This is a genomic window from Novosphingobium album (ex Hu et al. 2023) (genome assembly GCF_022832385.1).
In the GTDB taxonomy this organism is placed as follows: domain Bacteria; phylum Pseudomonadota; class Alphaproteobacteria; order Sphingomonadales; family Sphingomonadaceae; genus Novosphingobium; species Novosphingobium album.
On the sequence record NZ_JALHLE010000023.1, the window covers coordinates 1 to 23,360 of the forward strand.

Annotated in this window: 34 protein-coding genes and 1 pseudogene; 13 read left to right on the plus strand and 22 right to left on the minus strand. The window is 63.1% G+C overall.

Annotated elements, in window-relative coordinates:
- The 13 genes and pseudogenes from MTR64_RS14180 to hisB all read right to left on the minus strand — a co-directional run.
- Positions 1 to 334 (minus strand): annotated as a pseudogene (locus MTR64_RS14180) (peptidoglycan-associated lipoprotein); the annotation flags it as partial.
- 110 nt (positions 335 to 444) lie between these two features.
- A complete protein-coding gene (gene tolB, locus MTR64_RS14185) occupies positions 445 to 1,818 on the minus strand; it encodes a Tol-Pal system beta propeller repeat protein TolB (RefSeq protein ID WP_243994745.1) in 1,374 nt (457 codons plus the stop codon).
- A complete protein-coding gene (locus tag MTR64_RS14190; protein ID WP_243994747.1) occupies positions 1,815 to 2,717 on the minus strand; it encodes a hypothetical protein in 903 nt (300 codons plus the stop codon). Before MTR64_RS14190 ends, tolB begins: the two co-directional genes overlap by 4 nt.
- Before the next feature lie 15 nt (positions 2,718 to 2,732).
- Positions 2,733 to 3,185, minus strand: a complete 453-nt coding sequence (locus MTR64_RS14195) for an ExbD/TolR family protein (RefSeq protein WP_243994749.1) — start codon at positions 3,183 to 3,185, stop codon at positions 2,733 to 2,735.
- Positions 3,185 to 3,895 carry a protein TolQ gene (gene tolQ / locus MTR64_RS14200; protein WP_243994751.1) on the minus strand — a complete coding sequence of 237 codons (711 nt, stop codon included), beginning with the start codon at positions 3,893 to 3,895 and terminating at the stop codon, positions 3,185 to 3,187. Before tolQ ends, MTR64_RS14195 begins: the two co-directional genes overlap by 1 nt.
- Positions 3,892 to 4,368 (minus strand): YbgC/FadM family acyl-CoA thioesterase, encoded by a 477-nt coding sequence (locus MTR64_RS14205; RefSeq protein WP_243994753.1) that lies wholly within the window; start codon positions 4,366 to 4,368, stop codon positions 3,892 to 3,894. The genes tolQ and MTR64_RS14205 overlap by 4 nt, the downstream gene beginning before the upstream one ends.
- A 112-nt stretch (positions 4,369 to 4,480) precedes the next feature.
- Entirely contained in the window at positions 4,481 to 4,858 is a 378-nt protein-coding gene (locus MTR64_RS14210) for a histidine triad nucleotide-binding protein (protein ID WP_243994754.1), read from the minus strand.
- A 14-nt stretch (positions 4,859 to 4,872) separates the two neighbouring features.
- The gene (locus MTR64_RS14215; RefSeq protein ID WP_243994756.1) at positions 4,873 to 5,199 is read right to left on the minus strand and encodes a phosphoribosyl-ATP diphosphatase; all 327 of its coding nucleotides are present in this window, start codon (positions 5,197 to 5,199) and stop codon (positions 4,873 to 4,875) included.
- Positions 5,200 to 5,248: 49 nt separating this feature from the next.
- Entirely contained in the window at positions 5,249 to 5,662 is a 414-nt protein-coding gene (locus tag MTR64_RS14220; RefSeq protein WP_327194277.1) for a PEP-CTERM sorting domain-containing protein, read from the minus strand.
- Positions 5,559 to 6,320 carry an imidazole glycerol phosphate synthase subunit HisF gene (gene hisF, locus MTR64_RS14225; protein WP_243994760.1) on the minus strand — a complete coding sequence of 254 codons (762 nt, stop codon included), beginning with the start codon at positions 6,318 to 6,320 and terminating at the stop codon, positions 5,559 to 5,561. Before hisF ends, MTR64_RS14220 begins: the two co-directional genes overlap by 104 nt.
- 4 nt (positions 6,321 to 6,324) lie before the next feature.
- Positions 6,325 to 7,053: a 1-(5-phosphoribosyl)-5-[(5-phosphoribosylamino)methylideneamino]imidazole-4-carboxamide isomerase gene (gene hisA / locus MTR64_RS14230; protein ID WP_243994762.1), complete on the minus strand. Its 729-nt coding sequence runs from the start codon at positions 7,051 to 7,053 to the stop codon at positions 6,325 to 6,327.
- Between the two features lie 4 nt (positions 7,054 to 7,057).
- Entirely contained in the window at positions 7,058 to 7,687 is a 630-nt protein-coding gene (gene hisH, locus MTR64_RS14235; protein WP_243994763.1) for an imidazole glycerol phosphate synthase subunit HisH, read from the minus strand.
- Between the two features lie 6 nt (positions 7,688 to 7,693).
- Positions 7,694 to 8,287 carry an imidazoleglycerol-phosphate dehydratase HisB gene (hisB, locus tag MTR64_RS14240; RefSeq protein WP_243994766.1) on the minus strand — a complete coding sequence of 198 codons (594 nt, stop codon included), beginning with the start codon at positions 8,285 to 8,287 and terminating at the stop codon, positions 7,694 to 7,696.
- A 172-nt stretch (positions 8,288 to 8,459) separates the two neighbouring features.
- Between hisB and MTR64_RS14245 the strand changes: the two genes are divergently transcribed.
- The 6 genes from MTR64_RS14245 to MTR64_RS14270 all read left to right on the plus strand — a co-directional run bounded on the left by MTR64_RS14245 (position 8,460) and on the right by MTR64_RS14270 (position 11,837).
- Positions 8,460 to 8,960 carry an SspB family protein gene (locus MTR64_RS14245; RefSeq protein ID WP_243994768.1) on the plus strand — a complete coding sequence of 167 codons (501 nt, stop codon included), beginning with the start codon at positions 8,460 to 8,462 and terminating at the stop codon, positions 8,958 to 8,960.
- Positions 8,957 to 9,394: a hypothetical protein gene (locus MTR64_RS14250; RefSeq protein ID WP_243994771.1), complete on the plus strand. Its 438-nt coding sequence runs from the start codon at positions 8,957 to 8,959 to the stop codon at positions 9,392 to 9,394. Before MTR64_RS14245 ends, MTR64_RS14250 begins: the two co-directional genes overlap by 4 nt.
- A gap of 91 nt (positions 9,395 to 9,485) precedes the next feature.
- The gene (gmk, locus tag MTR64_RS14255; RefSeq protein WP_243994773.1) at positions 9,486 to 10,163 is read left to right on the plus strand and encodes a guanylate kinase; all 678 of its coding nucleotides are present in this window, start codon (positions 9,486 to 9,488) and stop codon (positions 10,161 to 10,163) included.
- Positions 10,164 to 10,245: 82 nt separating this feature from the next.
- Positions 10,246 to 11,079, plus strand: a complete 834-nt coding sequence (gene dapD / locus MTR64_RS14260) for a 2,3,4,5-tetrahydropyridine-2,6-dicarboxylate N-succinyltransferase (protein ID WP_243994775.1) — start codon at positions 10,246 to 10,248, stop codon at positions 11,077 to 11,079.
- Between the two features lies 1 nt (position 11,080).
- The gene (locus MTR64_RS14265; RefSeq protein ID WP_243994778.1) at positions 11,081 to 11,530 is read left to right on the plus strand and encodes a DUF1810 domain-containing protein; all 450 of its coding nucleotides are present in this window, start codon (positions 11,081 to 11,083) and stop codon (positions 11,528 to 11,530) included.
- A 103-nt stretch (positions 11,531 to 11,633) separates the two neighbouring features.
- On the plus strand, positions 11,634 to 11,837 hold the full coding sequence (locus tag MTR64_RS14270; protein ID WP_243994780.1) for a hypothetical protein: 204 nt from the start codon (positions 11,634 to 11,636) through the stop codon (positions 11,835 to 11,837).
- Between the two features lie 246 nt (positions 11,838 to 12,083).
- Here the strand turns inward: MTR64_RS14270 and MTR64_RS14275 are convergent, their stop codons facing one another.
- Both MTR64_RS14275 and MTR64_RS14280 read right to left on the minus strand, forming a co-directional pair.
- Complete coding sequence (locus MTR64_RS14275) at positions 12,084 to 12,545, minus strand: SRPBCC domain-containing protein (RefSeq protein WP_243994782.1); 462 nt, start codon at positions 12,543 to 12,545, stop codon at positions 12,084 to 12,086.
- The gene (locus MTR64_RS14280; RefSeq protein WP_243994784.1) at positions 12,545 to 13,408 is read right to left on the minus strand and encodes a TIGR03620 family F420-dependent LLM class oxidoreductase; all 864 of its coding nucleotides are present in this window, start codon (positions 13,406 to 13,408) and stop codon (positions 12,545 to 12,547) included. The genes MTR64_RS14275 and MTR64_RS14280 overlap by 1 nt, the downstream gene beginning before the upstream one ends.
- Before the next feature lie 162 nt (positions 13,409 to 13,570).
- Here MTR64_RS14280 and MTR64_RS14285 point away from each other — a divergent pair, with 162 nt between their 5' ends.
- Positions 13,571 to 15,157, plus strand: a complete 1,587-nt coding sequence (locus MTR64_RS14285; protein WP_243994786.1) for a GMC family oxidoreductase — start codon at positions 13,571 to 13,573, stop codon at positions 15,155 to 15,157.
- A 9-nt stretch (positions 15,158 to 15,166) separates the two neighbouring features.
- On the opposite strand, the gene MTR64_RS14290 is transcribed toward MTR64_RS14285, so the two are convergent.
- Positions 15,167 to 15,973 (minus strand): sugar phosphate isomerase/epimerase family protein, encoded by an 807-nt coding sequence (locus tag MTR64_RS14290; RefSeq protein ID WP_243994789.1) that lies wholly within the window; start codon positions 15,971 to 15,973, stop codon positions 15,167 to 15,169.
- Between the two features lie 83 nt (positions 15,974 to 16,056).
- Here MTR64_RS14290 and MTR64_RS14295 point away from each other — a divergent pair, with 83 nt between their 5' ends.
- From MTR64_RS14295 to MTR64_RS14305, 3 genes are all read left to right on the plus strand, one after another.
- Positions 16,057 to 16,497, plus strand: a complete 441-nt coding sequence (locus MTR64_RS14295) for a cupin domain-containing protein (protein WP_243994791.1) — start codon at positions 16,057 to 16,059, stop codon at positions 16,495 to 16,497.
- Positions 16,498 to 16,569: 72 nt separating this feature from the next.
- Complete coding sequence (locus MTR64_RS14300) at positions 16,570 to 17,670, plus strand: potassium channel family protein (RefSeq protein WP_243994793.1); 1,101 nt, start codon at positions 16,570 to 16,572, stop codon at positions 17,668 to 17,670.
- A gap of 84 nt (positions 17,671 to 17,754) precedes the next feature.
- The gene (locus MTR64_RS14305; protein ID WP_243994795.1) at positions 17,755 to 18,237 is read left to right on the plus strand and encodes a YaiI/YqxD family protein; all 483 of its coding nucleotides are present in this window, start codon (positions 17,755 to 17,757) and stop codon (positions 18,235 to 18,237) included.
- A 9-nt stretch (positions 18,238 to 18,246) separates the two neighbouring features.
- On the opposite strand, the gene MTR64_RS14310 is transcribed toward MTR64_RS14305, so the two are convergent.
- Together MTR64_RS14310 and MTR64_RS14315 are read right to left on the minus strand one after the other, a co-directional pair.
- Positions 18,247 to 18,576, minus strand: coding sequence for a Rieske (2Fe-2S) protein (locus tag MTR64_RS14310; RefSeq protein ID WP_243994798.1), 330 nt, complete (start codon positions 18,574 to 18,576; stop codon positions 18,247 to 18,249).
- Positions 18,577 to 18,777: 201 nt separating this feature from the next.
- Positions 18,778 to 19,113, minus strand: a complete 336-nt coding sequence (locus MTR64_RS14315) for a hypothetical protein (protein ID WP_243994800.1) — start codon at positions 19,111 to 19,113, stop codon at positions 18,778 to 18,780.
- Positions 19,114 to 19,424: 311 nt separating this feature from the next.
- Between MTR64_RS14315 and MTR64_RS14320 the strand changes: the two genes are divergently transcribed.
- Positions 19,425 to 19,733, plus strand: coding sequence for an alkylphosphonate utilization protein (locus MTR64_RS14320; protein WP_243994802.1), 309 nt, complete (start codon positions 19,425 to 19,427; stop codon positions 19,731 to 19,733).
- A gap of 111 nt (positions 19,734 to 19,844) precedes the next feature.
- Here the strand turns inward: MTR64_RS14320 and MTR64_RS14325 are convergent, their stop codons facing one another.
- Positions 19,845 to 20,276, minus strand: coding sequence for a COG3650 family protein (locus MTR64_RS14325; protein WP_243994804.1), 432 nt, complete (start codon positions 20,274 to 20,276; stop codon positions 19,845 to 19,847).
- A 297-nt stretch (positions 20,277 to 20,573) separates the two neighbouring features.
- Here MTR64_RS14325 and MTR64_RS14330 point away from each other — a divergent pair, with 297 nt between their 5' ends.
- Together MTR64_RS14330 and MTR64_RS14335 are read left to right on the plus strand one after the other, a co-directional pair.
- Entirely contained in the window at positions 20,574 to 20,846 is a 273-nt protein-coding gene (locus MTR64_RS14330) for a hypothetical protein (RefSeq protein WP_243994806.1), read from the plus strand.
- Positions 20,847 to 21,036: 190 nt separating this feature from the next.
- Positions 21,037 to 21,498 carry a hypothetical protein gene (locus tag MTR64_RS14335; RefSeq protein WP_243994808.1) on the plus strand — a complete coding sequence of 154 codons (462 nt, stop codon included), beginning with the start codon at positions 21,037 to 21,039 and terminating at the stop codon, positions 21,496 to 21,498.
- Between the two features lie 69 nt (positions 21,499 to 21,567).
- Here MTR64_RS14335 and MTR64_RS14340 read toward each other — a convergent pair whose 3' ends face one another.
- The 3 genes from MTR64_RS14340 to MTR64_RS14350 form a co-directional block, all read right to left on the minus strand.
- Positions 21,568 to 21,969: a hypothetical protein gene (locus MTR64_RS14340; protein ID WP_243994810.1), complete on the minus strand. Its 402-nt coding sequence runs from the start codon at positions 21,967 to 21,969 to the stop codon at positions 21,568 to 21,570.
- A gap of 147 nt (positions 21,970 to 22,116) precedes the next feature.
- Positions 22,117 to 22,509, minus strand: coding sequence for a DUF4440 domain-containing protein (locus tag MTR64_RS14345; protein ID WP_243994812.1), 393 nt, complete (start codon positions 22,507 to 22,509; stop codon positions 22,117 to 22,119).
- Between the two features lie 82 nt (positions 22,510 to 22,591).
- On the minus strand, positions 22,592 to 23,221 hold the full coding sequence (locus MTR64_RS14350) for a hypothetical protein (RefSeq protein ID WP_243994815.1): 630 nt from the start codon (positions 23,219 to 23,221) through the stop codon (positions 22,592 to 22,594).
- Positions 23,222 to 23,360: the final 139 nt, after the last annotated feature.

A 23,360-nucleotide genomic window follows, 5' to 3' on the forward strand; every position in this document is an offset into this window, starting at 1 on the left:
AATGGCCTTCGATCGAGGCACGCTTGCCCGGATACTGCATCAGCCACTGCGCCTGCCGGGTCAGTGCGGCCTGATCCATCGAGTCGATGTCATATTTGTCGGTGTCGAAATAGATGGTGTCCGCTCCCATCATCTTCGCCACGAAATCGGCCTGGCTGCCCGGAACAGGGCCAATCGGCTGGCTGGGCGTGGTCGTCGTGGTTGCCGGGCCGGGTTCGGGCGGCAGTTCCTTGGGGGCCGTGGTCTTGCAGGCGGACACTGCAAGCGCCCCTGCCAGAAGGAGCATTGTCGCGCCACTCTTGGTGTATCGGGACATCGTGAGGGAAGAAGGCATGGGGCAATCTCCTATGGTGCACGACCTTGAACAATGGCCGGCAAGGGCTGAAGTTCCGTTCAATCGTCGACCGTGTCAATCGGAACGACGGGTACGTCTCGAGAATTCGGTCAGGGCCGGATCGGTCCCCATGCGGGGTCGGAAGCCCCCACTGGCGTGGGCAGCTTGCGCTCGTTGCGCCCCGTCAGATCAACTTGCCAGATCGAGGTCACGCCGGAGTTCCTCTCGGTACGGAAGAACTGCACGATACGCCCGTTCGGCGACCAGGTCGGCGCCTCGTCCTGCCAGGAATTGGTGAGATAGCGCATGCCGCGCCCGTCCGGCGTCATCACCGCGACGCGCAGATTGCCGGCGATATGCGTGAAGGCAATCTGATCGCCGCGCGGGCTCCATTCCGGCGTTGCCGAGCGGCCGCCAAAGAAGCTGATGCGGCGCTGTCCGGTACCGTCCACGTTCATCACATAGACCTGCTGGCTGCCCGAACGGTCGCTCTCGAACACGATGCGGCTGCCATCGGGAGAGAAACTGCCACCGATGTCGATGCCCGGGCTGTCGGTCAGCTTGACCGTCTGGCCGCCGCTGCTGGGGATCTTGTAGATGTCGGTGTTACCCGCGATCGCCATCGAATAGAGCACCCACTTGCCGTCGGGCGACCAGCGCGGCGCCATCGTGGGGTTGCTGGTCCGCACCAGCAACCGCTGGGTATCGGTCTTCAGGTCGTAGATGTAGATGCTGGGTTCGCCATTCAGGTACGACAGGTACATGATCTTGCTGTAGTCCGGCGAATAGCGCGGGGTCAGCGCCGTGGCCTGCCCGCTGGTCAGATAGCGCATGTTGGCGCCGTCTGAATCCATCACCGCCAGCCGCTTCATGCGATGGCTCTTCGGGCCGGTCTCGGCGATGTAGGCGATTCGGGAATCGAAGAAGGGGCTTTCACCCGAAAGGCGCGAATAGACCATGTCGGCGCACTTGTGCGCGGCGCGACGCCAGTCCGCCGGGCCGACCTTCCACCCCGCCTTGGCCAGCTGCTGCTTCAGTGCCACGTCATAGAGATAACAGCCCACAGTGAGGTTGCCGTCCGGATTGGCATGCACATAGCCCTGCACCAGCATGTCGGTGCTGCGCATCGACCAGATCGGGTAGTTGGGCGCCTGTATCTCGTTCATTGACGGCTGCGGCAGTCCCGCCGGGCCGGACGGCTTGAACAAGCCATTGTCCTTGAGATCCGCCGCGACCACGCTCGACAGCGCACGCCCCAGCGCGGTGGTCGAGCCCGCATTGGTACGGGTAGGAACATCGGCATCGGTAGCGAAGACCGTGATGGCAATGCCCAGATCCTGCCATTCGCTGTCGTCAGAAACAGTAACTTCAAGGCCCTCAGAGGCCGTTGGCACTGGCTCAGGAGCCGGCCCGGCATTCTGCGCCAGCGCGGCACTCGACACGGCCAGCAACAATCCGGCCGCAAGGTGATGGAATGTCTTCATTGCGAGAGCCTTCTGTCAAAGTTGGTCGTCACGACCTTCCAGTGATCATAGAAATCCCTGGGCAGATCGAAAGGTGCTGCCAGTTTGACCGCCCGAACGGCCTGTTCCTGATGCCGCTGCACCTGCGCACTGTTCGCAGCCGTCTGCCCAGTCGTACCGAGAACCTGCGGCTCGCCGGACAGGCTGCCGTCGGGATTGAGCCTGAAACGCACGCGCGTGACAAGCAGTTCGGCATCCGCGCCCTGCGGCGCCTGCCAATAGGGCTTCAACTGGCGATTGATGGCCGCTCCCAGTGCGGACACCTGCTTGGGACCAAATTCGGCGGCAGGCATCCCCTTTCCGGATTCGGACGCAGCGCCGGGCACGCCGTCGCTGAACGCCTGTGCGAACGAACTGGCGCCGGCCTTTTTCGGCGTCCTGGTGCCAACGCTCGCAGAGGGTGAACTGGCTTGGCTCGGGCGTGCGATGATATTGTCAATCGCGCTGGACTTGCGCGTCGGTGCCTTCTTCGGCGGTGCCTTCGGCTTGGCGGTCGGCCTGGGCTTCTCCGCCACCTTCGTTACCGGTTTCGGAGCGGGCCTGGGGACCGGTTTCGGCTGAGGAGCCTCGACGGCACGCGGCGCGGGGTCCGGCGATGCCACAGCAACCGGTTCAGGCGGGGCTGGAGGCGCCGGTTCGCCCAGTTCCGGCCCGCGGTCCGGCGCAGCCTTACTGAACGGATCGGGCGACATCGACGTCTTGCCGTAGATATTGCTGATCGTCACTTCGATGCGCGCAGGCGGCTTGACGATGTCGTGCATCGGCGGACGGATCATCAACGCTGCCAGCGCGGCCGCGTGAAGCGCGATCGCGACGGCGAGGCCGATGCCCTCTTCCTTGTGCAATCCTGTGGAGGCCATCTCCCGCAGCCTACCTCAGCTGCCTGAACCGCCGCTGACGTCCGTCACCAGCGAGATCGAGGTAAATCCGGCCCGGTTGAGCTCACCCATCACGTCCATCACCCGGCCGTAATCGAGCGCCTTGTCCGCGCGCAGCGTCACCAGGGGCAGCTTGCCATCGGCACCGCGAGGGACCGCAGCCAGGCGCTCGAGCAGCTCGCCGGGAGCTAGTTCAGAAGCCTCGAAGAAAATCGTCCCGTCACGGCGGATCGTGATGGTGACCTGATCGGCTTCTTCGCTCATGGCCTTCGCCCGCGTTTCCGGCAGTTCGATGGGCACAGCAGCCTTGAGCAGCGGCGCCGTGACCATGAAGATGATCAGCAGCACCAGCATCACGTCAACCAGCGGCGTCACGTTGATTTCCGCCATCGGCGCCCGGCTGCGTCCGCCGCGCTTGCCACGGCCTCGCGAATGAAGGCCCATGGCCATCAACGCGACTCCAGCTGGCGGGTCAACGAAGCGTGCAACTTGTCGGAAAAGCGCTGCAACCGCGACTCGAACATGTTTACCCGGTGCGAAAAGCGGTTGTAGGCAATCACCGCGGGAATGGCGGCGAACAGGCCGATAGCCGTGGCGAACAACGCTTCGGAAATACCCGGAGCCACCACCGCCAGCGAGGAATTCTGCTGCTGCCCGATCTGGAAAAAGCTGTTCATGATGCCCCAGACGGTGCCGAAGAGGCCAACGAAGGGCGCCACCGAACCGACTGTCGCCAGAAAGTTGAGACGGGTGGCCAGCCGGTCCGCTTCCTCACCCACCGACGAGTTCATGGCCATGGCGATACGCTGGCGCGCGCCTTCGTGATCGACACCGCGCATCGTCGCGTTGCGCCGCCACTCGGCGAGACCGGCACCGGCGATCTTGCCCATCGGCACATCACCCCGGCGTCTGTCCTTCTGGTAGGTTTCGAAGTTTTCGGCCTCCCAGAAGCCGTCCTCGTAGGCATCGCAACGACGCGAGACACTGCCTATGCGCAGCATGAAAGTGATGATGATTGTCCAGACCCAGATGCTTGCGAGGATCAGCCCGACCATGATCGCCTGCACCACGATGTCGGCATCAAGGAACAGCTTGACCGGGTTGAGCCTGCCAGGCACGCCGGCGAAACTCAGGGTGGAAGCGAGCATATCGAGAGTCATTCCTGTCCTTCCGGGCGGGGTTCGGAACATGTGTTCAAAAGCGAAGCGAAGGCGTCCTGCCAGGCGGCGGGCTGCCGTCGCGGTCGTCCGTCAGGGCCGATGAACCCGACCTTTACAATCGCCTCGGCCAGCCTGACATCACCGCGCAGCGCCGTCTGCCTGAGCGTACAACTGACCCGGCCCACCTGTTCGGCAACGGTCTCGACCTGCACCGTGTCCCCCAGCCGGGCAGGCGAAAGGTAGCGGATCGTCACTTCGGCAACGGTGTAGAGCCCCTCTCCTGCCTCCAGCGCGGCGCGCTGATCGATCCCGAGCAATTCGACGAGATCAGAGCGTGCGCGCTCGAACCAGCGCAGATAGTTGGCGTGGTAGACCACCCCGCCTGCATCGGTATCCTCATAGAACACCCGCAAGGCGAAGCGGTGCGTGCCGCCATCGATCACGCCGCAACTGGGTTGGGGAACAGCCGTCATTCGCGGGGTGTGTAGCGAGGCTACGCTGCGCTGCAAAGCCGCCGCGGCCCGCTCGAACGGCCTTGGCGCGTTTTCCCGGCGATTTTTCCGTTGAAAGGTGTTTCGCGGACGCTCAGTCGGCGATCATCTGGAAGAACTGGCGCCCGCCGAAGATGTGCACATGCAGGTGCGGCACTTCCTGATGCCCCGCCCCGCCCATGTTGACCATCAGGCGGTAACCGGGCCCATCGAGTTCCAGCTGGCGGGTCACATTGCCCACCGCGCGCATGAAAGCCGCGATCTCGCCGTCGGGCGCCTTGGCCGTAAAATCATCCCAGGAAACATAGGCGCCCTTGGGAATCACGAGGACATGAACGGGCGCCTGCGGACGAATGTCGTGAAAGGCCAGCGCATGATCGTCTTCATAGATCTTGTTGCAAGGCAGTTCACCGCGCAGGATCTTCGCAAAGATGTTGTTCTCATCGTAGGGCAGCTTGGGATCGATGGGCATCGGTCTCTCCGGGGTCAGTCCTTCGGGCGGGAGGCTTTCTCGGCAATGCCCGAGACACCTTCGCGGCGGTCAAGTTCCGCCAGGACGTCCGCCAATGGAACGTCCTTTGCATTGAGCAGAACCATGAGATGGAAGATCAGATCCGCCGCCTCGCCAACGAGAGCCTCGTGATCCTGCGTGAGAGCCGCAATCACGGTCTCGGTGGCCTCTTCCCCCACCTTCTGCGCGATCTTGCGGGGGCCTTTGGCATTGAGCTTCGCCACGTAGCTCGATTCGGGATCGGCGGCCCGGCGGGCAGCAATCGTGGCTTCTAGGCGGGCGAGAGTATCGGGACTGCTCATGATGCGCCTGCCATGCGGCGCAGGCCGCGCGCGGTCAAGCCGTCAGGTGTCAGTCGCTGTTCTTCCTCGACGAAAGCTGGCGGCCAACGATCACACCGGCCACGCCCAACCCGAGCAGAAACAAGCCGCTGGGCTCTGGAAGCGGCGTACCAGCCGATGCACCGGCCGGAGCGGCCGTCAGAAGCGCCGGGAGCGCGGCCGGGAAATACCTGAAGAATATCACTGGGATTCCGATGAGTCGTTGACGGCTTGCCCGCCCCCATCCGCCGGACAGTGCATTGCAGCAAGGTCGGTTACGGCACTGTCCCGCTACGGAGCAAAGGCGGCAAGGATCATTGCAGCCGGAGCCTTGCCGACGCTCACCCCCGGGCCGGCAGTCCGGCCGCGCGCAGGGCCGCATGCGCCTCTGCGATCGAATGCTTGCCGAAATGGAAAATAGACGCCGCAAGCACCGCGCTGGCATGCCCCATTGTCACACCTGCGACCAGATGATCGAGCGTCCCGACACCGCCCGAGGCGATCACCGGCACAGAAACGGCATCGGCGATCGCGCGCGTCAGTTCGAGATCGTAGCCATTCTGCGTGCCATCTCCGTCCATGGACGTGACCAGCAGTTCACCCGCACCCAATTCCGCCAGCGTCACGGCGTGCTCCAACGCGTCGATGCCGGTCGGTTTTCGGCCGCCATGGGTGAAGATTTCCCACCGCCCAGGCGCCGTGCGCCGCGCATCGACCGAAGCGACAATGCACTGCGAGCCGAACTTTTCGGCTATGTCCGCAACCACTTCGGGACGCGAGACGGCGGCGGAATTGACCGCGACCTTGTCCGCCCCGGCCAGCAACAATGCACGCGCATCCTCGGCCGTGCGCACCCCGCCGCCGACAGTCAGCGGCATGAAGCAGACCTCTGCGGTGCGCTGGACAATGCCGAGCAAGGTCCCGCGCGCCTCATGACTAGCGGTGATGTCGAGAAAGCACAGTTCATCCGCACCGGCTGCATCGTAAGCGCGGGCCTGCTCGACCGGATCGCCCGCATCCTTCAGATCGACGAAATTGACACCCTTGACCACCCGGCCATTGGCAACGTCGAGACAGGGAATGACGCGGACGCGGACAGTCATGATCTCAGTCCTTCTCGGCCATCGCTATCGCGGTGGAGAGGTCCAGCTTGCCTTCATACAGCGCACGGCCCGTGATCACACCTTCGATGCCATCCTTTGCGTGAAGCGCCAGCAGGCGGATATCATCAAGCCCCTTCACGCCACCCGAGGCGATCACCGGAATGTCCACACGGCGCGCAAGGTCCACCGTTGCATCAATGTTGACGCCCTTGAGCAGGCCGTCGCGGCCGATGTCGGTAAACAGCAGACTGGCAACGCCCGCGTCCTCGAACCGGCGCGCCAGATCGACCACTTCGACGTCCGAAACGTCAGCCCACCCCTCGGTCGCGACCATGCCGTCCTTCGCGTCCACGGCCACGACGATACCGCCCGGAAATTCCTTCGCCATGTCCTTGACGAACTCGGGATCCTTCAGCGCAGCCGAGCCCATGACGACGCGCGACACACCAATGTCGAACCAGCCCGCCACGGCTTCGCGCGTGCGGATACCGCCGCCGAGCTGCACATGGCCGGAGAAGACCTCCAGAATAGCCTCCACGGCCTCACGGTTCTCGGCCCGGCCCGCGAATGACCCGTCGAGATCGACGACGTGCAGGAACTGCGAACCCGCATCGGCGAACAGCATGGCCTGCGCTGCCGGATTATCGCCATAGACAGTGGCACGCGCCATATCGCCTTCGGCCAGGCGCACGACCTGCCCCTGCTTGAGGTCGATGGCGGGAAATACGATCATGTGTTCAAGGCTTCCATTCGAGGAAACGGGAAAGCAGCGACAGGCCATAGGCCTGGCTCTTTTCCGGGTGGAACTGAACGCCCACGACATTGTCCTTCGCCACGGCCGCGACCAGCCCGCCGCCGTGATCGGTCATCGCGGCGACAGTCCGGCCATCCGCGGGCGCGAAGTGGTAGGAGTGCAGGAAATAGGCCTCGCCGGGCTCGATCAGTCCAGTGGCCGGATCGTGGATGCCCAGCGCGACGTCGTTCCAGCCCATGTGCGGGATCTTGATCGCCAGATCAGTGCGCTCGATCAGCGCGACATCGCCCGCAATCCAGTCGAGCCCTTTGGTCACGCCATATTCCAGCCCGCGTGTCGCCAGAAGCTGCATACCCACGCAAATGCCCAGGAACGGCGCACCGCCGACATGGACGCGCTCCGTCATCGCCTCGACCATGCCGGGAATGCCCCAAAGCCCCTTTGCGCAGGCCTTGAAGGCACCAACACCAGGCAAAACGATCCGGTCCGCCGCGCGCACCACGTCGGGATCGGCGGTCACCGCCACGTTCGGCGCGCCAGCCGCCTTCAGCGCATTGGCCACCGAATGCAGGTTGCCCGCGCCATAGTCGATCAGGGCCAGGACTTCCGCCATCGCCTGTCAGCCTCCGAGTTGGCCCTTGGTCGACGGGATAGCTCCGCCCTTGCGCGAATCCAGTTCCACCGCCGCGCGCATCGCGCGGGCGAAGCCCTTGAAGATGCCTTCGCAGATGTGGTGATTATTGGTGCCGTAAAGCTGCTCGATGTGCAGGGTGATGCCCACCGCCTGCGAAATCGAGTGAAACCAGTGCTCGACCAGCTCGGTGTCGAACTCGCCCAGCTTTTCCTGCGTGAAGGCCGCCTTCCACACGAAATAGGGCCGCCCCGAGATATCGAGCACCACGCGCGATAGCGCCTCGTCCATCGGCGAGTGCGCTTCGCCATAGCGGCCGATCCCTGCCTTGTCGCCCAGGGCCTGGCTGATAGCCTGGCCAATCGCGATAGCGCTGTCCTCGGTCGTGTGGTGTTGATCGACGTGCAGGTCCCCCGCAATCTTGCAGGTAATGTCGATCAGTGAATGGCGCGAGAACTGCTCGATCATGTGATCGAGAAATCCGATGCCGGTCGAAACATCATAAATCCCGGTTCCGTCGAGATTCACTTCAACGGCGATATCGGTCTCATGAGTCTTGCGAGTGATCGAAGCGGTGCGCATGGCTTGCGCCTATAGACCTGTGCGTGCGGGAATCAATTGCGCTCGATCAGCCTTCGCCACGCGGTCTGGTTAACTGCGCCATAGAGATTTCCTTGGTAAAACCGGCAAAAGGGCCTAAATTCGCTATTGTAACGGCTTGACCGTAGGATGAACCATGCGCACGTAGGGCGCGATGAACGATACGCCGCCAGACAGTCTGATCCCCTATGACGAAATCGTGCAGGAAGCGCTGCGCGCCGTCGTTGGGCGTGTGCTCGGGCAAGTAGAAGCCTCGAACGGCACTCTTCCCGGCAACCACCACTTCTACATCACCTTCAAGACGAACGCCCCCGGAGTGGACATTCCGGCGGAGTTGAAGGCCCGTTTTCCTGACGATATGACGATCGTCCTTCAGAACAAGTTCTGGGATCTGATCGTCTCCGATCAGGGTTTCTCCGTTGGCCTGAGCTTCAACCAGATCCCGGCGAAGCTCAACGTGCCGTTCTCGGCGATCACTGCTTTCGTCGATCCTGCGGTCGATTTTGGCCTGCAGTTTCAAGCCATTGGTGACAACGAGGACGAATTGTCCAGCCATGCAGGCAACGACGAGACGGACCGCGATCTGGCTGCGCGCGTGACGCCTAGTGAAGACGGATCAAACGTCGTCTCTGTGGATTTCGGCAAGAAGAAGTGAACGGCCAGCAGCCTCCGGCAGAGGTCCCATCGGAGGACGCCGAGGCAAAAACGCCATCGCGCCGCAAGGCTAAGCCACAGGTCGCGCCGAGCGACCTGCATGGCCCCAGCCCCAACATCGCCACCAATCTCGCCATAGCCGACATTGCCCTGCGCGGCGGCACGGCTCTCGCGCGGCAGGCGATCGAACGGGCCCTGCTCGGCCGCAAATATGCCCCGAGCAAAGCTGCACGGATCCTCAAGGGGCGCACCATGGGCGAATCACTGTTGCATGGAGCGCTTGCCCAAGTTGCCCTGCGCTCGGTCCCTGGCGCTATCGTTGTGGGGGGAGCCCTTCTCGCCAAGACTCTTTATGATCGCACCAAAGCTCAGGAAGCCCGGCGCGAAGGGGAAGCCACTTTGGAGGACATGGCCCATTCCGGTGACCCGGAATAAGCCATCCGCCACGGATGGAGGCTTCTTTTACCCACATGCCGTAAAACACTGCGGGTTGATTTGATCGGCGCCCCCCGCCATCGGAAACGCCATGCCCAAGTCCGCCCCTTCATCCGCCCCGTCGCCAGCATCGACCGGCACGCTCACCCGGCGCGGCCTGATGTTCATCCTGTCTTCGCCATCGGGCGCCGGCAAGACGACGGTGTCGCGCATGCTGCTGGAACACGATCCGGACATCTGCATCTCGGTTTCGTGTACCACCCGCCCGCCCCGGCCGGGCGAAATCGACGGCAAGGACTATCATTTCGTCAGCCGCGCCGAGTTCGACCGGATGGTCGCGGACGAAGAGTTCCTCGAATGGGCCGAAGTGTTCGGCAACTGCTACGGCACACCCAAGGCTCAGGTGAAAGCCGGGCTCAAGGAAGGTCAGGACTACCTCTTCGACATCGACTGGCAGGGCACCCAGCAACTCTACCAGAAGCTGGAGCGTGACGTCGTACGCGTGTTCCTGCTGCCGCCCAGCATCGACGAACTGCGCCGCCGCCTGACCGGACGCGGTACCGACAGCGCAGATGTGATCGCCGGACGCATGGACCGCGCCCGCTCCGAAATCAGCCACTGGGACGGCTATGATTACGTCGTGGTCAACGACGACATTCAGGCCTGCTTCGAGAAGGTGAAGAAGATCCTCGAAGCCGAGCGCCTTCGCCGTGCCCGCCAGACCGGACTGATCGGATTCGTGCGCGAACTGATGCAGCCGGGCGGCTGAATCGTCCCTTTCCCTTGTCCCCGGCGCATTCCCGCGATAGGCGCCCCGCACGAAACTGACTCACACTAGGGGACTTTCAGCAATGTCCGGACTCGAATCCGCCATCGAAGCCGCGTTTGATGCACGCGACACCGTAACGCCCGCCAGCGAGGACGTGCGCAAGATCGTCGACGAGGCGCTCGGGTTGCTCGATTCGGGCAAGGCCCGCGTCGCCGAGAAGGTGGACGGCGAGTGGGTCGTCAACCAGTGGCTCAAGAAGGCCGTGCTGCTGAGCTTCCGCCTCAACGACAACGGCGTGATGGAATATGGCTCGGCCGGTGCCCCTGCATTCGACAAGGTTCCGCTCAAGTTCGCAGGCTGGGATGATGCAGCGTTCCGCGAAGCCGGCATTCGCGTGGTACCGGGCGCGGTCGCGCGCCGCAGCGCCTATATCGCCAAGGGCGTGGTCCTGATGCCCAGCTTCGTGAACCTCGGCGCCTATGTCGGCGAAGGCACGATGGTCGATACCTGGGCGACCGTCGGTTCCTGCGCGCAGATCGGCAAGAACGTGCACATCTCCGGCGGCGTCGGCATTGGCGGCGTTCTGGAGCCGCTCCAGGCCGGCCCGGTCATCATCGAGGACAACTGCTTCATCGGCGCCCGTTCCGAAGTCGCCGAAGGCGTCGTCGTGGGTGAAGGTGCCGTGCTGTCGATGGGCGTGTTCATCGGTGCCTCGACCAAGATCGTCGATCGTGCCACCGGCGAAGTCCACATCGGCCGCGTCCCGCCCTACGCGGTGGTCGTACCTGGCTCGCTGCCCGGCAAGCCGCTGCCCGACGGCACCCCCGGCCCCTCGCTCTACTGCGCCGTGATCGTGAAGACCGTAGACGCGCAGACCCGGTCGAAGACCGGGATCAACGAACTCCTGCGCGACTGACATGAATGGCCGTTCCGGCCTCGAACGTTTCGTCGTCGCCCAGCGCGATATCTATGCGCAGGCGCTCGACGAACTTCGGGGCGGGGCCAAGCACAGCCACTGGATGTGGTTCGTATTCCCGCAGATCGCGGGACTCGGTCACAGCCCCACCGCGCGATTCTACGCGATCACGGGGCTGGAGGAAGCGCGGGCCTATCTCGCGCATTCCCTGCTCAGTGCCCGGCTGACCGAATGCACCGATGCCATGCTCGACTGGTGCGGCAAGCGCAGCGCCGAAACCATTCTGGGCATGGTGGACGCGCTCAAGTTCCGCAGTTCGATGACACTGTTCGAGGCCGCGACAGACTCGGCCGGCAGCCAGTTCGGGCAAGCGCTCGACGGTTTCTGCAATGGTTCGCGCGACCAACGTACACTGGACCTTCTGGGGACAGCCTCACGTCATTCCGGCTGACGGCTGCCCCCGCGGAACCAATGCTCTCGATAAACGTTCCAGCCTAAGGCGGGGTGCAAATTGTGGCCCGAAGGCCGCTCCCCCGTACAACGGGAGAAGCACAATGCAGCGTATTGGTGATGAGGTTCATCTCGACGGCGACGAAGCACGCGGTGGCAGCACACCGCATATCGTGCGCTATGTCCTGGCAGTAAGCCTGGCTCTCGCCGTTCTGGCCATGTCGGCAATCTGGATCGAACGGGCGCTATCGGACCGACCGGCCAATGGCGGGCCTGTTACGGCCGTGGAACACGCTCTGGGCGGCTGATACGCGCGGCAATGCCGGAGAAAAAGAGCCGCCGACGAAGGCGGGGTGCCGAACGCGACCCTAATTCGCGACCCGCCCTGAGCCTGGCAACCGCCCCCCCGACGGTCTTGCCTGCTCCCTGAGCATCGGCGGCTCTCATCTGTGATGGCAGCAAAGCCGCCATCCCCTGCACCTTCGAGAAGTATGTGCAATGGATTGCGAAAATCTTAATAAAAGTGTCACAAACGGCTAAACTTGGACTTTTGTCTAGAACTCGTCAGGCCGCCCCATCCACTTCAGCTCGGCAATTTGGCGCAGTACCTTGTTCATGCCTTCGAGGCCCTTGGTGACCTTGTGCCCGACCGCGCGGCAGACCAGCGCAGCTAACGGCCCGCTCATGCTTTCACCGTTGACGACCGCGCAGCGGGTCGGAGAGATCTCTTCAACAGCGATGTAGCGGCGCACTTTCAGAAGGCCGCCTGCGTTGCTCATCGTATATTCGAGCAGTTCAGGGGCCTTGGCGGCCGTGACCGTGGCACTCCCCTTGCTGGGCTTGAGCCCTTCCAGTTTCACTGCAAAATGGATGCGCTCGCCCGGTTCGGCGCGGCCAGTGGTCTTGACGTAAAGCGGGTTCCACTCTGCCCACCCCTCGAAATCGGCGATGAAATCCCACACGACTTCGGGTGGCGCATCGATCTCTATCCGGCGTTCCGAGCAATGATCTCCCATCAGATCAGCACTTCCGCGAGGCGGCGCCACAGCGGGCGCAGGGTATCGAACCCGGCACCGCGCGGACCTCCGATCACCTGCAGGCAGACGTGATCCGCACCGGCATCGAGATGCGCCTGCACTCGCGCCGCAGCCTTTTCCACGCCGCCTACGGCAAACAGCGCCTCTATCAACCGGTCAGAACAGGCATTGATCTCGCCCTCGCTGAATCCCAGCCGCAGCCAGTTGTTCCGGTAATTGGGCAGCATCCGGTAATGTTCCAGCGCCCCGAGCGCCAGTTCACGCGCACCCGCCGGATTCTCTTCGAGAATCACGCCTTGCTCGGGCGCCAGCAATTTGTCCGGCCCGAGTATCGCACGGGCTTGGGCCGTGTGTTCAGGCGTGACCAGATAGGGATGAACACCTGCCGTACGCTCACCAGCCAGCGCGACCATCTTCGGGCCAAGCCCGGCCAGACACAGATTGTCACCAGGCATCCCGGCCGCCTCGAGACCATCAAGGAACCCTCGCATCACGGACAAGGGCTTGCCCCACTGCTCCCCGATGATCGGGCCATGGCTGACGCCGAGCCCGAGCAGCGTGCGGGCTTTTTCCGAATCGTCCAGCGCTGCAAACCATGCTGCCAGTTCAGCCGGCTCGTGCTTCCAGACGTTCAGATTACCGGTAGCGATCGTAGTACGGCGAGTGACTCCCAGCAGCCGCTGCACATCGGCAGGCGCGCCGTTATCGATACCGCCGGGGATCCATAGGGCACCATAGCCCAGGTCATCCAGTTCCGCGGCGGCCTCATTTGCCTGCCCCTTGTCACCGAAGCGCAATTCCAGAGACCAGATGCCGACTTTTCCGATGGCCGGTACCGTCATGACGCTCCTCTCCTCGCCGTCGTTCGGTGGCGATCTTGGGGCGCGCCTCAAGGGCCTTCAAGGCCTTTGCAGGGCGATCCTTGCAGCATCGCCCGTGCGTGCAATCGCGCTGGCAAATCGTCCACTTGATTGCCGGTTCCCGGCGGCCTAGCCCGATAGGCCATGGCAGACTTCGACTACATCATCGTTGGCGGCGGCAGTGCCGGCTGTGTATTGGCAAACCGGCTCAGCACCGATCCTAAAAACCGCGTGCTGCTGCTGGAGGCAGGCGGGAAGGACGATTACGTCTGGATCAAGGTGCCGGTGGGATACCTGTACTGCATCGGCAACCCGCGCACCGACTGGTGCATGTCAACCGAGGCCGAAGCTGGCCTCAATGGCCGCGCGCTCAAATACCCGCGCGGACGCGTGCTGGGCGGATGCTCCTCGATCAACGGCATGATCTACATGCGCGGGCAGGCAGCGGACTACGACGGGTGGCGGCAAAGCGGAAATCCGGGCTGGGGCTGGGACGACGTGCTGCCCTACTTCACCCGTGCCGAGGACCATTACGACGGCGCCAGCCCCGTCCACGGCAGCGGCGGCGAGATCCGGGTGGAGAAGCAGCGGCTGCGCTGGACTATCCTCGAAGCCTTCCGAGATGCCTGTGGGCAGGCCGGCATTCCCGCCATCGACGATTTCAACATCGGCGACAACGAGGGCGCCAGCTTCTTCCAGGTTACCCAGCGCAAAGGCTGGCGCTGGAGCGCCTCCGACGCCTTCCTGAAGCCCGTCCGCAGCCGCGCGAACCTGAAAGTCGTCACCGGCGCGCTGGTAGACAAGGTCATCGTCGAGCAAGGACGCGCCGTGGGCGTTGCCTACAGCCTCGGCGGCACGCCGCAGGTTGCGCTCTCCGGCGGTGAAGTGCTGCTGGCAGCAGGCGCGATCGGCTCACCCGCTATCCTCGAACGCTCCGGCATCGGTGATGCGGCACATTTATCGGCGCTTGGAATCACGCCTGTACTCGATGCGCCGCAGGTCGGCGCCAACCTGCAGGACCACCTGCAACTGCGCTGCGCCTGGCGCGTCTCTGGCGTGTCGACGCTCAACCAGCGCGCCGCGAACATTTTCGGCAAGGCGCTGATCGGGCTGGAATATGTGCTGAAGCGCAGCGGGCCGATGGCCATGGCCCCCAGCCAACTCGGCGTCTTCACCAAAAGCGACGCGCGCTACGCCACTGCCAATCTCGAATACCACGTTCAGCCGCTGAGCCTCGAGGCCTTCGGCGGCTCGCTCGATCCTTTCCCGGCCTTCACCGCCAGCGTCTGCAACCTGCGGCCGGAAAGCCGCGGCACCAGCCGCATCTCCACGGCAGACCCGTCAATAGCGCCCGGCATCCGGCCGAACTACCTGTCCACCGACGAGGACCGCCGGGTGGCGGCACAAGCTATCCGGCAGGCACGCGGAATTGTGGCACAACCGGCGCTCGCTCGCTTTCATCCCGAGGAAGTGCGGCCCGGTGCCTGTTTCAAGACCGAAGACGACCTGCGCCGCGCGGCCGGGGACATCGGCACGACCATCTTCCACCCCGTCGGCACCGCCGCGATGGGCACTGTCGTGGATGAACGCCTGCGAGTGAACGGCATCGGGACCCTGCGCGTCGTCGATGCCTCGGTCATGCCCACAATCACTTCGGGCAACACCAACGCACCTACCATGATGATCGCGGAAAAGGGCGCGGAAATGGTGCTGGCGGACGCGCGAGGCTAGGATCGGGACCTAAGCGAGCAGCTCACGCGTCTTCGTGACGATTTCGGAGACGTAGTCCCGCGCCGGGCGCCCTTCTTCGGCTTCCGCGAACAACGGCACTTCCAGTCCCAGCGTCTGTCCGCGCGGCAAGGCATCCACGAATTCGCGCAGCGGCAATTCGCCCTCGCCCGGAATCATCCGCGCGCGCATAGCCTCCTGCATGTAATCCCCGCGGCCCTTGCGCGGCGCATCGCAAAGCTGGACGTGGCCGATCAGCGCAGGGTCGAGTTCGGCGATCTGCCGCACGGTTCCTCCAGACCGGAAGAAGTGCATCGAATCGATCAACACTGTCGCATCGCCCTCGCCGATGTAGCGCACGGCCTCCAGAGCTTCGCCGAGATTGCGAAACGTGAAGACCGGGCAAAATTCGATCGAGAATTCCATGCCGCGTTCGCGGGCCATTTCGGACAGCCTAGCCAACTGGTCCAACGCGCGTTCGCGTTCCACTCCCATGTCGACCGAATTGACCCGCAGCGCGCCGAGTTCGGCGAACAGATCCATATCTGAAGCGCGTTCGGACGCGTCGATTTCGGCGGAGACGCCCAGACCCTCCGCGATCGAGATCACGATCCCGCGCTCACGCATCACCGCGGTCAATTCGCGCCGCAGCCCTGCGTCCTCGCGCAGCGACCACGCCGGGTAGCCATGCGGATTGAAGGGCAGCTGGCTAAGCCCCATCGACACTGCGCGGCAGCCCAGGTCGGCCGCTAGCGTCACATGCTCGACCGGTCCCATACCAAGCACTGTAAGCAGCTCTATGCCGAGCGGATGTGGCATGCGCGAATCTTCTCCCTTAGAAACTTCCGTATACAGCACACCGTCGCACCCGATACCGGCAATCACCCATCAAGGACATCACCGTGCAGACAGACAGCGCCAACGCCGCCGCGATCATCGAAAAGCTTGGTCTCGCGCCACATCCGGAAGGGGGATGGTACGTTGAAACCTGGCGCGCGGAGACGGCGCCCGGCGTGCGCCCCGGCGCGACGGCAATTCATTTTCTGCTCGAAGCACACCAGCGCTCGCACTGGCACAGGATTGATGCGGCTGAAATCTGGCTGTGGCACGCAGGCGCCCCTGTCACGCTGTCGATAGCGGCCGACGATACCGAACCGGTCCGCCACCACACATTGGGCGGAGACGTTCTGGCAGGGGAGGCACCGCAAGTGCTCGTGCCGGAAGGACATTGGCAGGCCGCAGCACCGCAAGGCGGCTGGACACTTGTCAGCTGCGTGGTTTCTCCCGGCTTCGAATTTGCAGGATTTGAACTGGCCGTACCCGATTGGCATCCCGGGAATTGATCCAGCCGCTGGACAACGGCAACGCCCGCGCGCAGGGTCATGCACGCGGAATTCAGGGGGAAATCGCAACCGATGCCGGGTGAACACGACAGGATTGAGGAAGCGGCGGGCCGCGTATTGGGCTCGCCGGTCCTGAACCTGGCAAGGGCCGCGGGATTCGTCATTGCTGTCTTTGTCCTCGCCACAACAGGTTTCGTCGCCGAAGGCTGGTCACTGGGCGATGCTGCCTACATGGTCACGCTGACGATCTTTTCGGTCGGTTACGGCGAAGTCCACCCCCTCGACACGACCTGGTTGCGCGCACTGACAATGGCGACAATCGTGCTGGGATGCACCGGCATGATCTTCTTCACGGGTGCGCTCGTCCAGGTTTTCGCGCATTTCCAGATCAAGAACATTCTCGGGATCGACCGTATGCAAAGCCAGATCGACCGCCTGACCAATCACGCCATCATCTGCGGCTACGGCCGGATCGGCAAGCAGCTCGCGATAGAGCTGCAGCGGGCGCGCACCCCGTATATCATTCTCGACCGCAACCCGGTGAAGCTCACGGAAGCCGAAAGCTGCGGGCACCTCACGCATAAAGGCGATGCCACCGACGAGGCGACGTTGCGCGCCGTCGGCATCGAGCGCGCACGGGTTCTCGCCACAGTGCTGCCGGATGATGCACTCAATGTTTTCATCACGCTGTCCGCCCGCAATCTTAATCCCCGGCTGGAGATCATCGCCCGCGGCGAGTACCCGACAACGGAAGGCAAGCTGATTCACGCCGGCGCGGACAAGGTTGTGCTGCCCACCCACATCGGCGCTGAACGCATTGCCGAAATGATCCTCTATCCCACGACCGCCAAGTTCCTCGGCGAAGCACCGCAAGTGCGCGATCTCAAGCGCGGCCTGCACGAGTTCGGGCTGGAGATCGAGGCTGTCACTGTGCCCGAGAAATCCGCACTGGCGGGCGCGACCGTGGGCGATGCCGAGCGGCGGGGTGCGGGCGCGTTCTTCCTCGTGCAGATAGACCGTCCCAACGGCCAGAGCTACGTACACCCCTCAGAAGAAGTGAAGATCGAGGCGGGCGATACTGTCGTCCTCGTTCTGCGGGGAACCCGGGTAACCGCAGGCTCGATTTTCTCGGAGGCGCGGCAGGCGATCAAGATGGGGCGCAGCTACCGCTAGCGAGCGCGGCATATACCTTGCGCACACTGGTCAGCGATAAAACGGCCAGTTCGCGATTTTTGCGCAAATCCCCTATGCAGAACTATGATCCAGATTCTGATCGACGCCGACGCCTGCCCCGTGAAGGACGAAACCTACAAAGTCGCCGCCCGCTACAAAGTCCCTGTGGTGGTCGTAAGCAACAGCCCGATCCGTGTACCTCGCGATCCTCTCGTATCCCGCAAACTTGTCAGCGCAGCCTTCGACGCGGCGGATGACTGGATCGTCGAACAGGCAGGCCAAGGCACGGTCGTGATAACGGCAGACATTCTGCTGGCCGACCGTTGCCTGAAACTCGGAGCAGCAGTCATCGCGCCGACCGGCAAACCCTTCACCAGTGCTTCGATAGGCAATGCCATCGCCACGCGCGCTATCATGGTCGACTTGCGCGCGGGCACCGACACTTTCGGTGGGCCGCCCCCATTCACAAACACCGATCGCTCCCGCTTCCTCTCCAACCTTGATGAGACATTGGTGAAATTGAAGAGGCAGATCGCCATCGATGCATCCCGCGAGCACCGTCCGTAAGATTACGGCCTAGATCCCGACATAGATGTCGTCGCCCATTTCCCTGACGGGGTAAATGCTCAGATCAGACTTGGCCTTCATACCGATGAACAGCAGCTTGGGATCGCGCTCGATGCGGCCGGTCCTGAGATCGAACTTGGCCTTGTGCAGCGGGCAAACGATCGCCTCGCCATCAAGTTTTCCCTTGCACAAGTTGAAGCCCAGATGCGGACACTTGCGCTGTGCTGCATAATAGGTGCCACCCACCTTGGTCAGCAGCAGCTTTTCACCGCCGGCCTCCACCGGAATCACCCTGCCTTCAGAAACCTGCGCCGCGCTCGCAACCTTCACATAATCCATGAATGGCCCCCTGTACCCTGGCGCGAGAACTATGCCTGTGCTGGAGCAGCACTGTCCAGAGGACGTTTTATCGACATCGAACGGTCCACGGGAAACAAACCATAAACGACAAGGCGCGGCAGTTTTCCTGCCGCGCCTTGCGCTTCTCCCCATCCCTCAGCCTTCAAGCGACCCGAGAGGCCCCATTCGAACTTCACACAGTTAGGCCAGCTTGCGCTGCAGCCTGCTCAATGCCTTGTCGATTTCAGCCCGCGCCGTCGCGCCGATCTCACCCTTCACCACCCGATAGACGATCCGCCCATCCTCCAGCGAATAGGCTACCGTCGCCATGCCGTCGTTGAAACTGGCAAGGTAAAGAGCCGGCTTGCGCTGGATAAGGGCGAGATCGTCCGCTCGGGGAACCAAAGTGTCACGCATGTAATAGGCACCAGTCATAACACCAGGCTCAACCCTGGCATCGCTGGCCCAACCCGTACCGGACAACGCCATCGCAAACAGGACGAGACCTGCCTGCAATGCTGTCAGGAATTGCTTCATGACACCATCCTCTTCCCTGGCGGTGCCGTACTTTGCAGCCCGCCTTTGTATGAAGGGTTTGTAACATTACTGATGCCAAAGCGGAAGCAAACAATACTCAATTAGCTTAGGAAACCGCCATTTTCGCAGTGCAATACGATTAGCGTACCGGCCAGTATTACTCCATTTCAACCTTCGCACAGAATAGCTGTCGGGCGATCTGGAGGCACCAAACGCGAACTATCGCCACGGCCTGCGTGCCAAAATGGCGAAAAATCGTGGCCAGAGCATGATCTGCCTGCCATGGCGCGTCTTCAGCAAAGGAACACGCCATGACAAGCAGCGACGAAGATTATGTGTACGACGAGGAAAGCGGTGAATGGATGCCCGCCTCCGACCTCGCGGCAAAGCGTGCCGCGGCTGACGCGGTGGTCGTGCACGACGCGGTCGGCAATGTACTGGCCGACGGTGATCAGGTGACGCTAATCAAGGACCTGGAAGTCAAGGGTGCCGGACAGACGCTCAAGCAGGGCACATTGATAAAGTCGATCCGCCTGACCGGCGATCCGCAGGAAATCGACTGCAAGTATCCCGGCATCAAGGGCCTCGTCCTGCGCGCCGAGTTCGTCAAGAAGCGCTGAACTGCGGGTACCCTGGCCGCTCGATCAATGGCCTGGCAACCGCTCGAGCGCACCCCGGTGCACGCATAGGCCAAGGGACCAGCTCTGATACCAGCGGGACCGTCCCGCGGCTCACTCTCCCCCGACCGGAGCCTGCCGGGCGGTCCAGCCGCACCCCTGACGCAATTCGTCCCCCAGCCGAAGCGTGACCACAAATGGATACTTGCGGTCAGACATGCCGTCCGAGCACTCGCCCGGTGTGATAGCCAAAGTCAGTGCCTTGCCTTCGGCCTCCCCCGAAAAAGACAATCCGCCACGCCCTGCAAACCTTGATACCGGTACATCAAAACCGCCCGGATTTTCAGGTGTCGTATAGGTGAAATGCCCCCCGGATATTTCGCCGCCCCAGAATGGCTCAGTGCCGGTTACCTTCACGGCCTCGTCCGTCGCAAGCGCATGAAACGGTGCGCGATCCTCGCTATCACCAGGAACGCCCCCACCGCCGCCACATGCGCTCAAAGACATCGTCAACATCAGAGTGAAGGGACAAAGCCGTCTGGTCATGCGCCCCAAGTACCTTCGCGCCGGACAAGCGGCAAGGTCACCTCGCCGCCCCTACGGAATTGTCCAAGAGGCATTAGCCCCTCTCCGGCCTCAGCAAAAAAATGAACCCAATTCGGAAATCGATCTGACAACCAAGCAGCAATGCACAAACGACAAATCCCTTATGTTGCAGAAAATGCAACCATTGATCGAAGTTTTGAAATTGCACTGCACCGCAACATGCCTAAATGCTGCATTGCAACAACAAGAAGAGATGCCCGAGGCAATCTTCCTGCATCCAAACAAAGGGATATTGCCATGTTCAAGACCATCATCGCGGCCACCACTGTTTCGCTCCTCGCTGTTCCTGCGGTCGCCCAGGCCAGCGAAGCCCGCGAGTTCTCGCACGAAGGCGTGGACTACACCTACACCACAGCCCAGAAGGGCAGTGTGACGGTGATCAATGGCCACACCACTGCCGGCGTTCCGTTTCGCCTCTTCGTCAAGGGCGAGCGCGTGACCGGTACGTACAACAATCGCCCCGTCAGCTTCACCACCGCTGAAGCTTCGAACGCGCTGGCGAACGACTGATACGCCGCGTCCTCGGCCGGGGCTCTCTCCTCTCTCCCATCGCCCGGCCTTAAGGCGCAGCATACAAGGGGCGTCATCCGTCACGGATGACGCCCCTTTCGTGTATGCAGGCAAGGCGTTCAGCCCGCCGTCAGACTCAAGACGCCAAGCCGGGGCGGCGGGAAGCGAAGGAGTATGTGACGGAGGACTGATGGGTTCCGGCAAACTGGTTCTGCTTTTTATTGCAGGCAGCGTGAGCGCGGGTATTCTGGTTGCCGGCGCCACCACGCATGGCATCCACTCCTATCCGAAAATCTCGCTGCCCGGTGCCTCATCCGAGAGGATCCATGAACCGCCACCGGCGCGATCGTGGCTTGATGACGGCCTGTCCACCCTCGACGTTCCCGCCTGGCCGTTCGGCCGCGACGAATGGGATGGGAGCGACGATACAGGTGGACAGGATTGGCCTGGCAGCCCGGCCGGCCCGCAAGGTCACGACGACGGGCTGCTGCAGGATGTGCCATCCGGCACGGCAGATCCCGGGTACGGACCAGCCCCCGGCGCGCCACCCGCCCCCGGTACCGGTCCGGTTGACGATGCGGCAGCCGAAGCAGCGCAACGCGCTGCCGCGGCGGCCGCGGATGTGAGCGCTGCCGAACGCGGCCTGAATTAACTATCAACGAGAAAGTGGCGGCGGGGCTCCGCCCGCATGCCGGCGCCGCGACAGGCCTGCAGCCAGCCCTCAGTGAACGAGCTTCAGGGCCCCCTGACTGTGCACCAGACGAACTTCCAATACGTCTTCGTCTTCCTCTATCCCGTGCTTCTCGCGAATCTCCGCCAGCCGCTCGGCGATCATCTCTTCGTCCGCGCCTTGCGGCAGCGTGTAACGGGCGATCACCATCTCATCGAGCGTGTCGATAACGCAGAAATGTGCGGTTCTTCCGGCACTAGCCAGCGCATCGATGTCGAAACCGTCAGCCAGATCCCACCGGCCGCCATCGCGCGACCGGATCGGGCGCTGGCAATAGCGGCAAGTGCAGTGGACCACTCCGCCCGCCTCGCGGCGGCGACGACCTTCCGGCACATGGCGGCGCAAATACCAGCACTGCGCCACGGGTACGGAAGAGTTCATCTTGCTGAGCATGGCGTCACCTGTCTTCGCGAGTTCCCTTGACCGGGACGAAAGCCAGGCATCCGTCCCCATGGAACTGAGGACGCCCGTTAACCGCGAAATTTAAGCGCCGGCCGCAAAAACACGTGGAGGCGCATAGACACCTCGTCCGCCCCGAGCCTAGCCGAGCGTCGCGTAGACTTCCGCCACGATGACCCATTCGCCCAGCACTTCGCGCCACTTCGCCACATAATCGCCGGCGGCCAGCGACTTGCCCGAACGGGCCTCCACGCCCTGCCAGTGTCCCTGCTCGAGCGCCACCGGCTCCACCCGCGACACCGTCACTCTGACCGGGGTGCGGGTGTAGATCGCGCGCGCAGGACTGGCGAATTCGCGCTTCCACACCTTGAGCTGGGCATTGCGGCCCGAGACGACCGCGCTGTCGCTGCCCGTCACCATCACCACGTCGCGCCCAAGCACTTGCGCGATCGCCGCGATATCGCCGTCGGCTATTGCCCGGTTGAACGCGGCCCGGCGCGTGCGGATGATCAGTTCGGCTCCGGACTGGTTCATGCTTTCCTCTGGCGGCCCTTTGCCCCGCTGCATACCGGTTTGTACGCAGAGCGCAATTTGCGCCGTCAGATTGGTCCACCGGTCAGGCGCAGCCCTCGACATAAGTCAGGTCCGGCATCGTGCCCGCGTGGATCAGGCTCACCTTGCCGTCCTGGCCGATCTCGAAACGCAAGCCGGGGTGGCGTTCGCCGGCAGCGGGATCAGTGAGATACTTCGCCGGATCGCTGTCGTAGGCGTGGGGCTCGGACTTGAAGCCCGGATAGGCTGCCTTCACCGCTGCCTCGCTGGCCCCGACGCCGATGCCGTCGGCCAGTGTCACGCCGGCCTCCTCGCCGGCGGTGATGCGCCGCACCTTGCCATTCTCGACAATGGCGTAGACGCCCGGAAAGTCGCCTGACTCGAATATATGGCAGACGTCCGGGTCCTTCGCGGCAAGGTCGCGCCAGCCGCTGCCCGCAGGCACCGCCTTGCCGATCCTGAGCTCCCCCAGCCCCTCAGGCTCCAGCACCGGCGGCGTGCCGACCGGCATGACCATCGGCTTCGTGCCGGCCGCCGCATCGCTGGCATTTTCATCACCGGTCACGGTGTCCGCAGCCCCGCCATCCGACGCCACAGGCGTGGCAGGAGGCTCTTCTGCCGCCGTGGGCTTCGAGGAGCAGGCGGCAAGGACGAGGATCAGCGCAGGGGCGGAGGCGGCAAGCAGGTGTCTCATGGCAAGGGAAAACGCGGCGAATCACGGGTAGTTCCACGCCCGCCGGTTCCCGCCCGGTAATCGCCCGCGCCGATCACTGATTGCAGCATCGTCAGTTTATTATTGCGATTCATTCGCATTAAACCCCGAGAGGAAAGGA

Bases quoted from the DNA above. Each gene is read 5' to 3' on its own strand.
- MTR64_RS14325 (WP_243994804.1), bottom strand. From the start codon at position 20,276: ATGACCAGACGGCTTTGTCCCTTCACTCTGATGTTGACGATGTCTTTG.
- MTR64_RS14285 (WP_243994786.1), top strand. From the start codon at position 13,571: ATGGCAGACTTCGACTACATCATCGTTGGCGGCGGCAGTGCCGGCTGT.
- MTR64_RS14330 (WP_243994806.1), top strand. From the start codon at position 20,574: ATGTTCAAGACCATCATCGCGGCCACCACTGTTTCGCTCCTCGCTGTT.
- MTR64_RS14265 (WP_243994778.1), top strand. From the start codon at position 11,081: ATGAATGGCCGTTCCGGCCTCGAACGTTTCGTCGTCGCCCAGCGCGAT.
- MTR64_RS14220 (WP_327194277.1), bottom strand. From the start codon at position 5,662: ATGCCAGCGCGGTGCTTGCGGCGTCTATTTTCCATTTCGGCAAGCATT.
- MTR64_RS14305 (WP_243994795.1), top strand. From the start codon at position 17,755: ATGATCCAGATTCTGATCGACGCCGACGCCTGCCCCGTGAAGGACGAA.
- MTR64_RS14270 (WP_243994780.1), top strand. From the start codon at position 11,634: ATGCAGCGTATTGGTGATGAGGTTCATCTCGACGGCGACGAAGCACGC.
- hisB (WP_243994766.1), bottom strand. From the start codon at position 8,287: ATGCGCACCGCTTCGATCACTCGCAAGACTCATGAGACCGATATCGCC.
- MTR64_RS14320 (WP_243994802.1), top strand. From the start codon at position 19,425: ATGACAAGCAGCGACGAAGATTATGTGTACGACGAGGAAAGCGGTGAA.
- hisF (WP_243994760.1), bottom strand. From the start codon at position 6,320: ATGACTGTCCGCGTCCGCGTCATTCCCTGTCTCGACGTTGCCAATGGC.
- hisA (WP_243994762.1), bottom strand. From the start codon at position 7,053: ATGATCGTATTTCCCGCCATCGACCTCAAGCAGGGGCAGGTCGTGCGC.
- MTR64_RS14190 (WP_243994747.1), bottom strand. From the start codon at position 2,717: ATGGCCTCCACAGGATTGCACAAGGAAGAGGGCATCGGCCTCGCCGTC.
- MTR64_RS14310 (WP_243994798.1), bottom strand. From the start codon at position 18,576: ATGGATTATGTGAAGGTTGCGAGCGCGGCGCAGGTTTCTGAAGGCAGG.
- hisH (WP_243994763.1), bottom strand. From the start codon at position 7,687: ATGGCGGAAGTCCTGGCCCTGATCGACTATGGCGCGGGCAACCTGCAT.
- MTR64_RS14345 (WP_243994812.1), bottom strand. From the start codon at position 22,509: ATGAACCAGTCCGGAGCCGAACTGATCATCCGCACGCGCCGGGCCGCG.
- dapD (WP_243994775.1), top strand. From the start codon at position 10,246: ATGTCCGGACTCGAATCCGCCATCGAAGCCGCGTTTGATGCACGCGAC.
- MTR64_RS14300 (WP_243994793.1), top strand. From the start codon at position 16,570: ATGCCGGGTGAACACGACAGGATTGAGGAAGCGGCGGGCCGCGTATTG.
- tolB (WP_243994745.1), bottom strand. From the start codon at position 1,818: ATGAAGACATTCCATCACCTTGCGGCCGGATTGTTGCTGGCCGTGTCG.
- gmk (WP_243994773.1), top strand. From the start codon at position 9,486: ATGCCCAAGTCCGCCCCTTCATCCGCCCCGTCGCCAGCATCGACCGGC.
- tolQ (WP_243994751.1), bottom strand. From the start codon at position 3,895: ATGACTCTCGATATGCTCGCTTCCACCCTGAGTTTCGCCGGCGTGCCT.
- MTR64_RS14275 (WP_243994782.1), bottom strand. From the start codon at position 12,545: ATGGGAGATCATTGCTCGGAACGCCGGATAGAGATCGATGCGCCACCC.
- MTR64_RS14280 (WP_243994784.1), bottom strand. From the start codon at position 13,408: ATGACGGTACCGGCCATCGGAAAAGTCGGCATCTGGTCTCTGGAATTG.
- MTR64_RS14210 (WP_243994754.1), bottom strand. From the start codon at position 4,858: ATGCCCATCGATCCCAAGCTGCCCTACGATGAGAACAACATCTTTGCG.
- MTR64_RS14340 (WP_243994810.1), bottom strand. From the start codon at position 21,969: ATGCTCAGCAAGATGAACTCTTCCGTACCCGTGGCGCAGTGCTGGTAT.
- MTR64_RS14195 (WP_243994749.1), bottom strand. From the start codon at position 3,185: ATGGCCATGGGCCTTCATTCGCGAGGCCGTGGCAAGCGCGGCGGACGC.
- MTR64_RS14205 (WP_243994753.1), bottom strand. From the start codon at position 4,368: ATGACGGCTGTTCCCCAACCCAGTTGCGGCGTGATCGATGGCGGCACG.
- MTR64_RS14315 (WP_243994800.1), bottom strand. From the start codon at position 19,113: ATGAAGCAATTCCTGACAGCATTGCAGGCAGGTCTCGTCCTGTTTGCG.
- MTR64_RS14335 (WP_243994808.1), top strand. From the start codon at position 21,037: ATGGGTTCCGGCAAACTGGTTCTGCTTTTTATTGCAGGCAGCGTGAGC.
- MTR64_RS14290 (WP_243994789.1), bottom strand. From the start codon at position 15,973: ATGCCACATCCGCTCGGCATAGAGCTGCTTACAGTGCTTGGTATGGGA.
- MTR64_RS14215 (WP_243994756.1), bottom strand. From the start codon at position 5,199: ATGAGCAGTCCCGATACTCTCGCCCGCCTAGAAGCCACGATTGCTGCC.
- MTR64_RS14245 (WP_243994768.1), top strand. From the start codon at position 8,460: ATGAACGATACGCCGCCAGACAGTCTGATCCCCTATGACGAAATCGTG.
- MTR64_RS14350 (WP_243994815.1), bottom strand. From the start codon at position 23,221: ATGAGACACCTGCTTGCCGCCTCCGCCCCTGCGCTGATCCTCGTCCTT.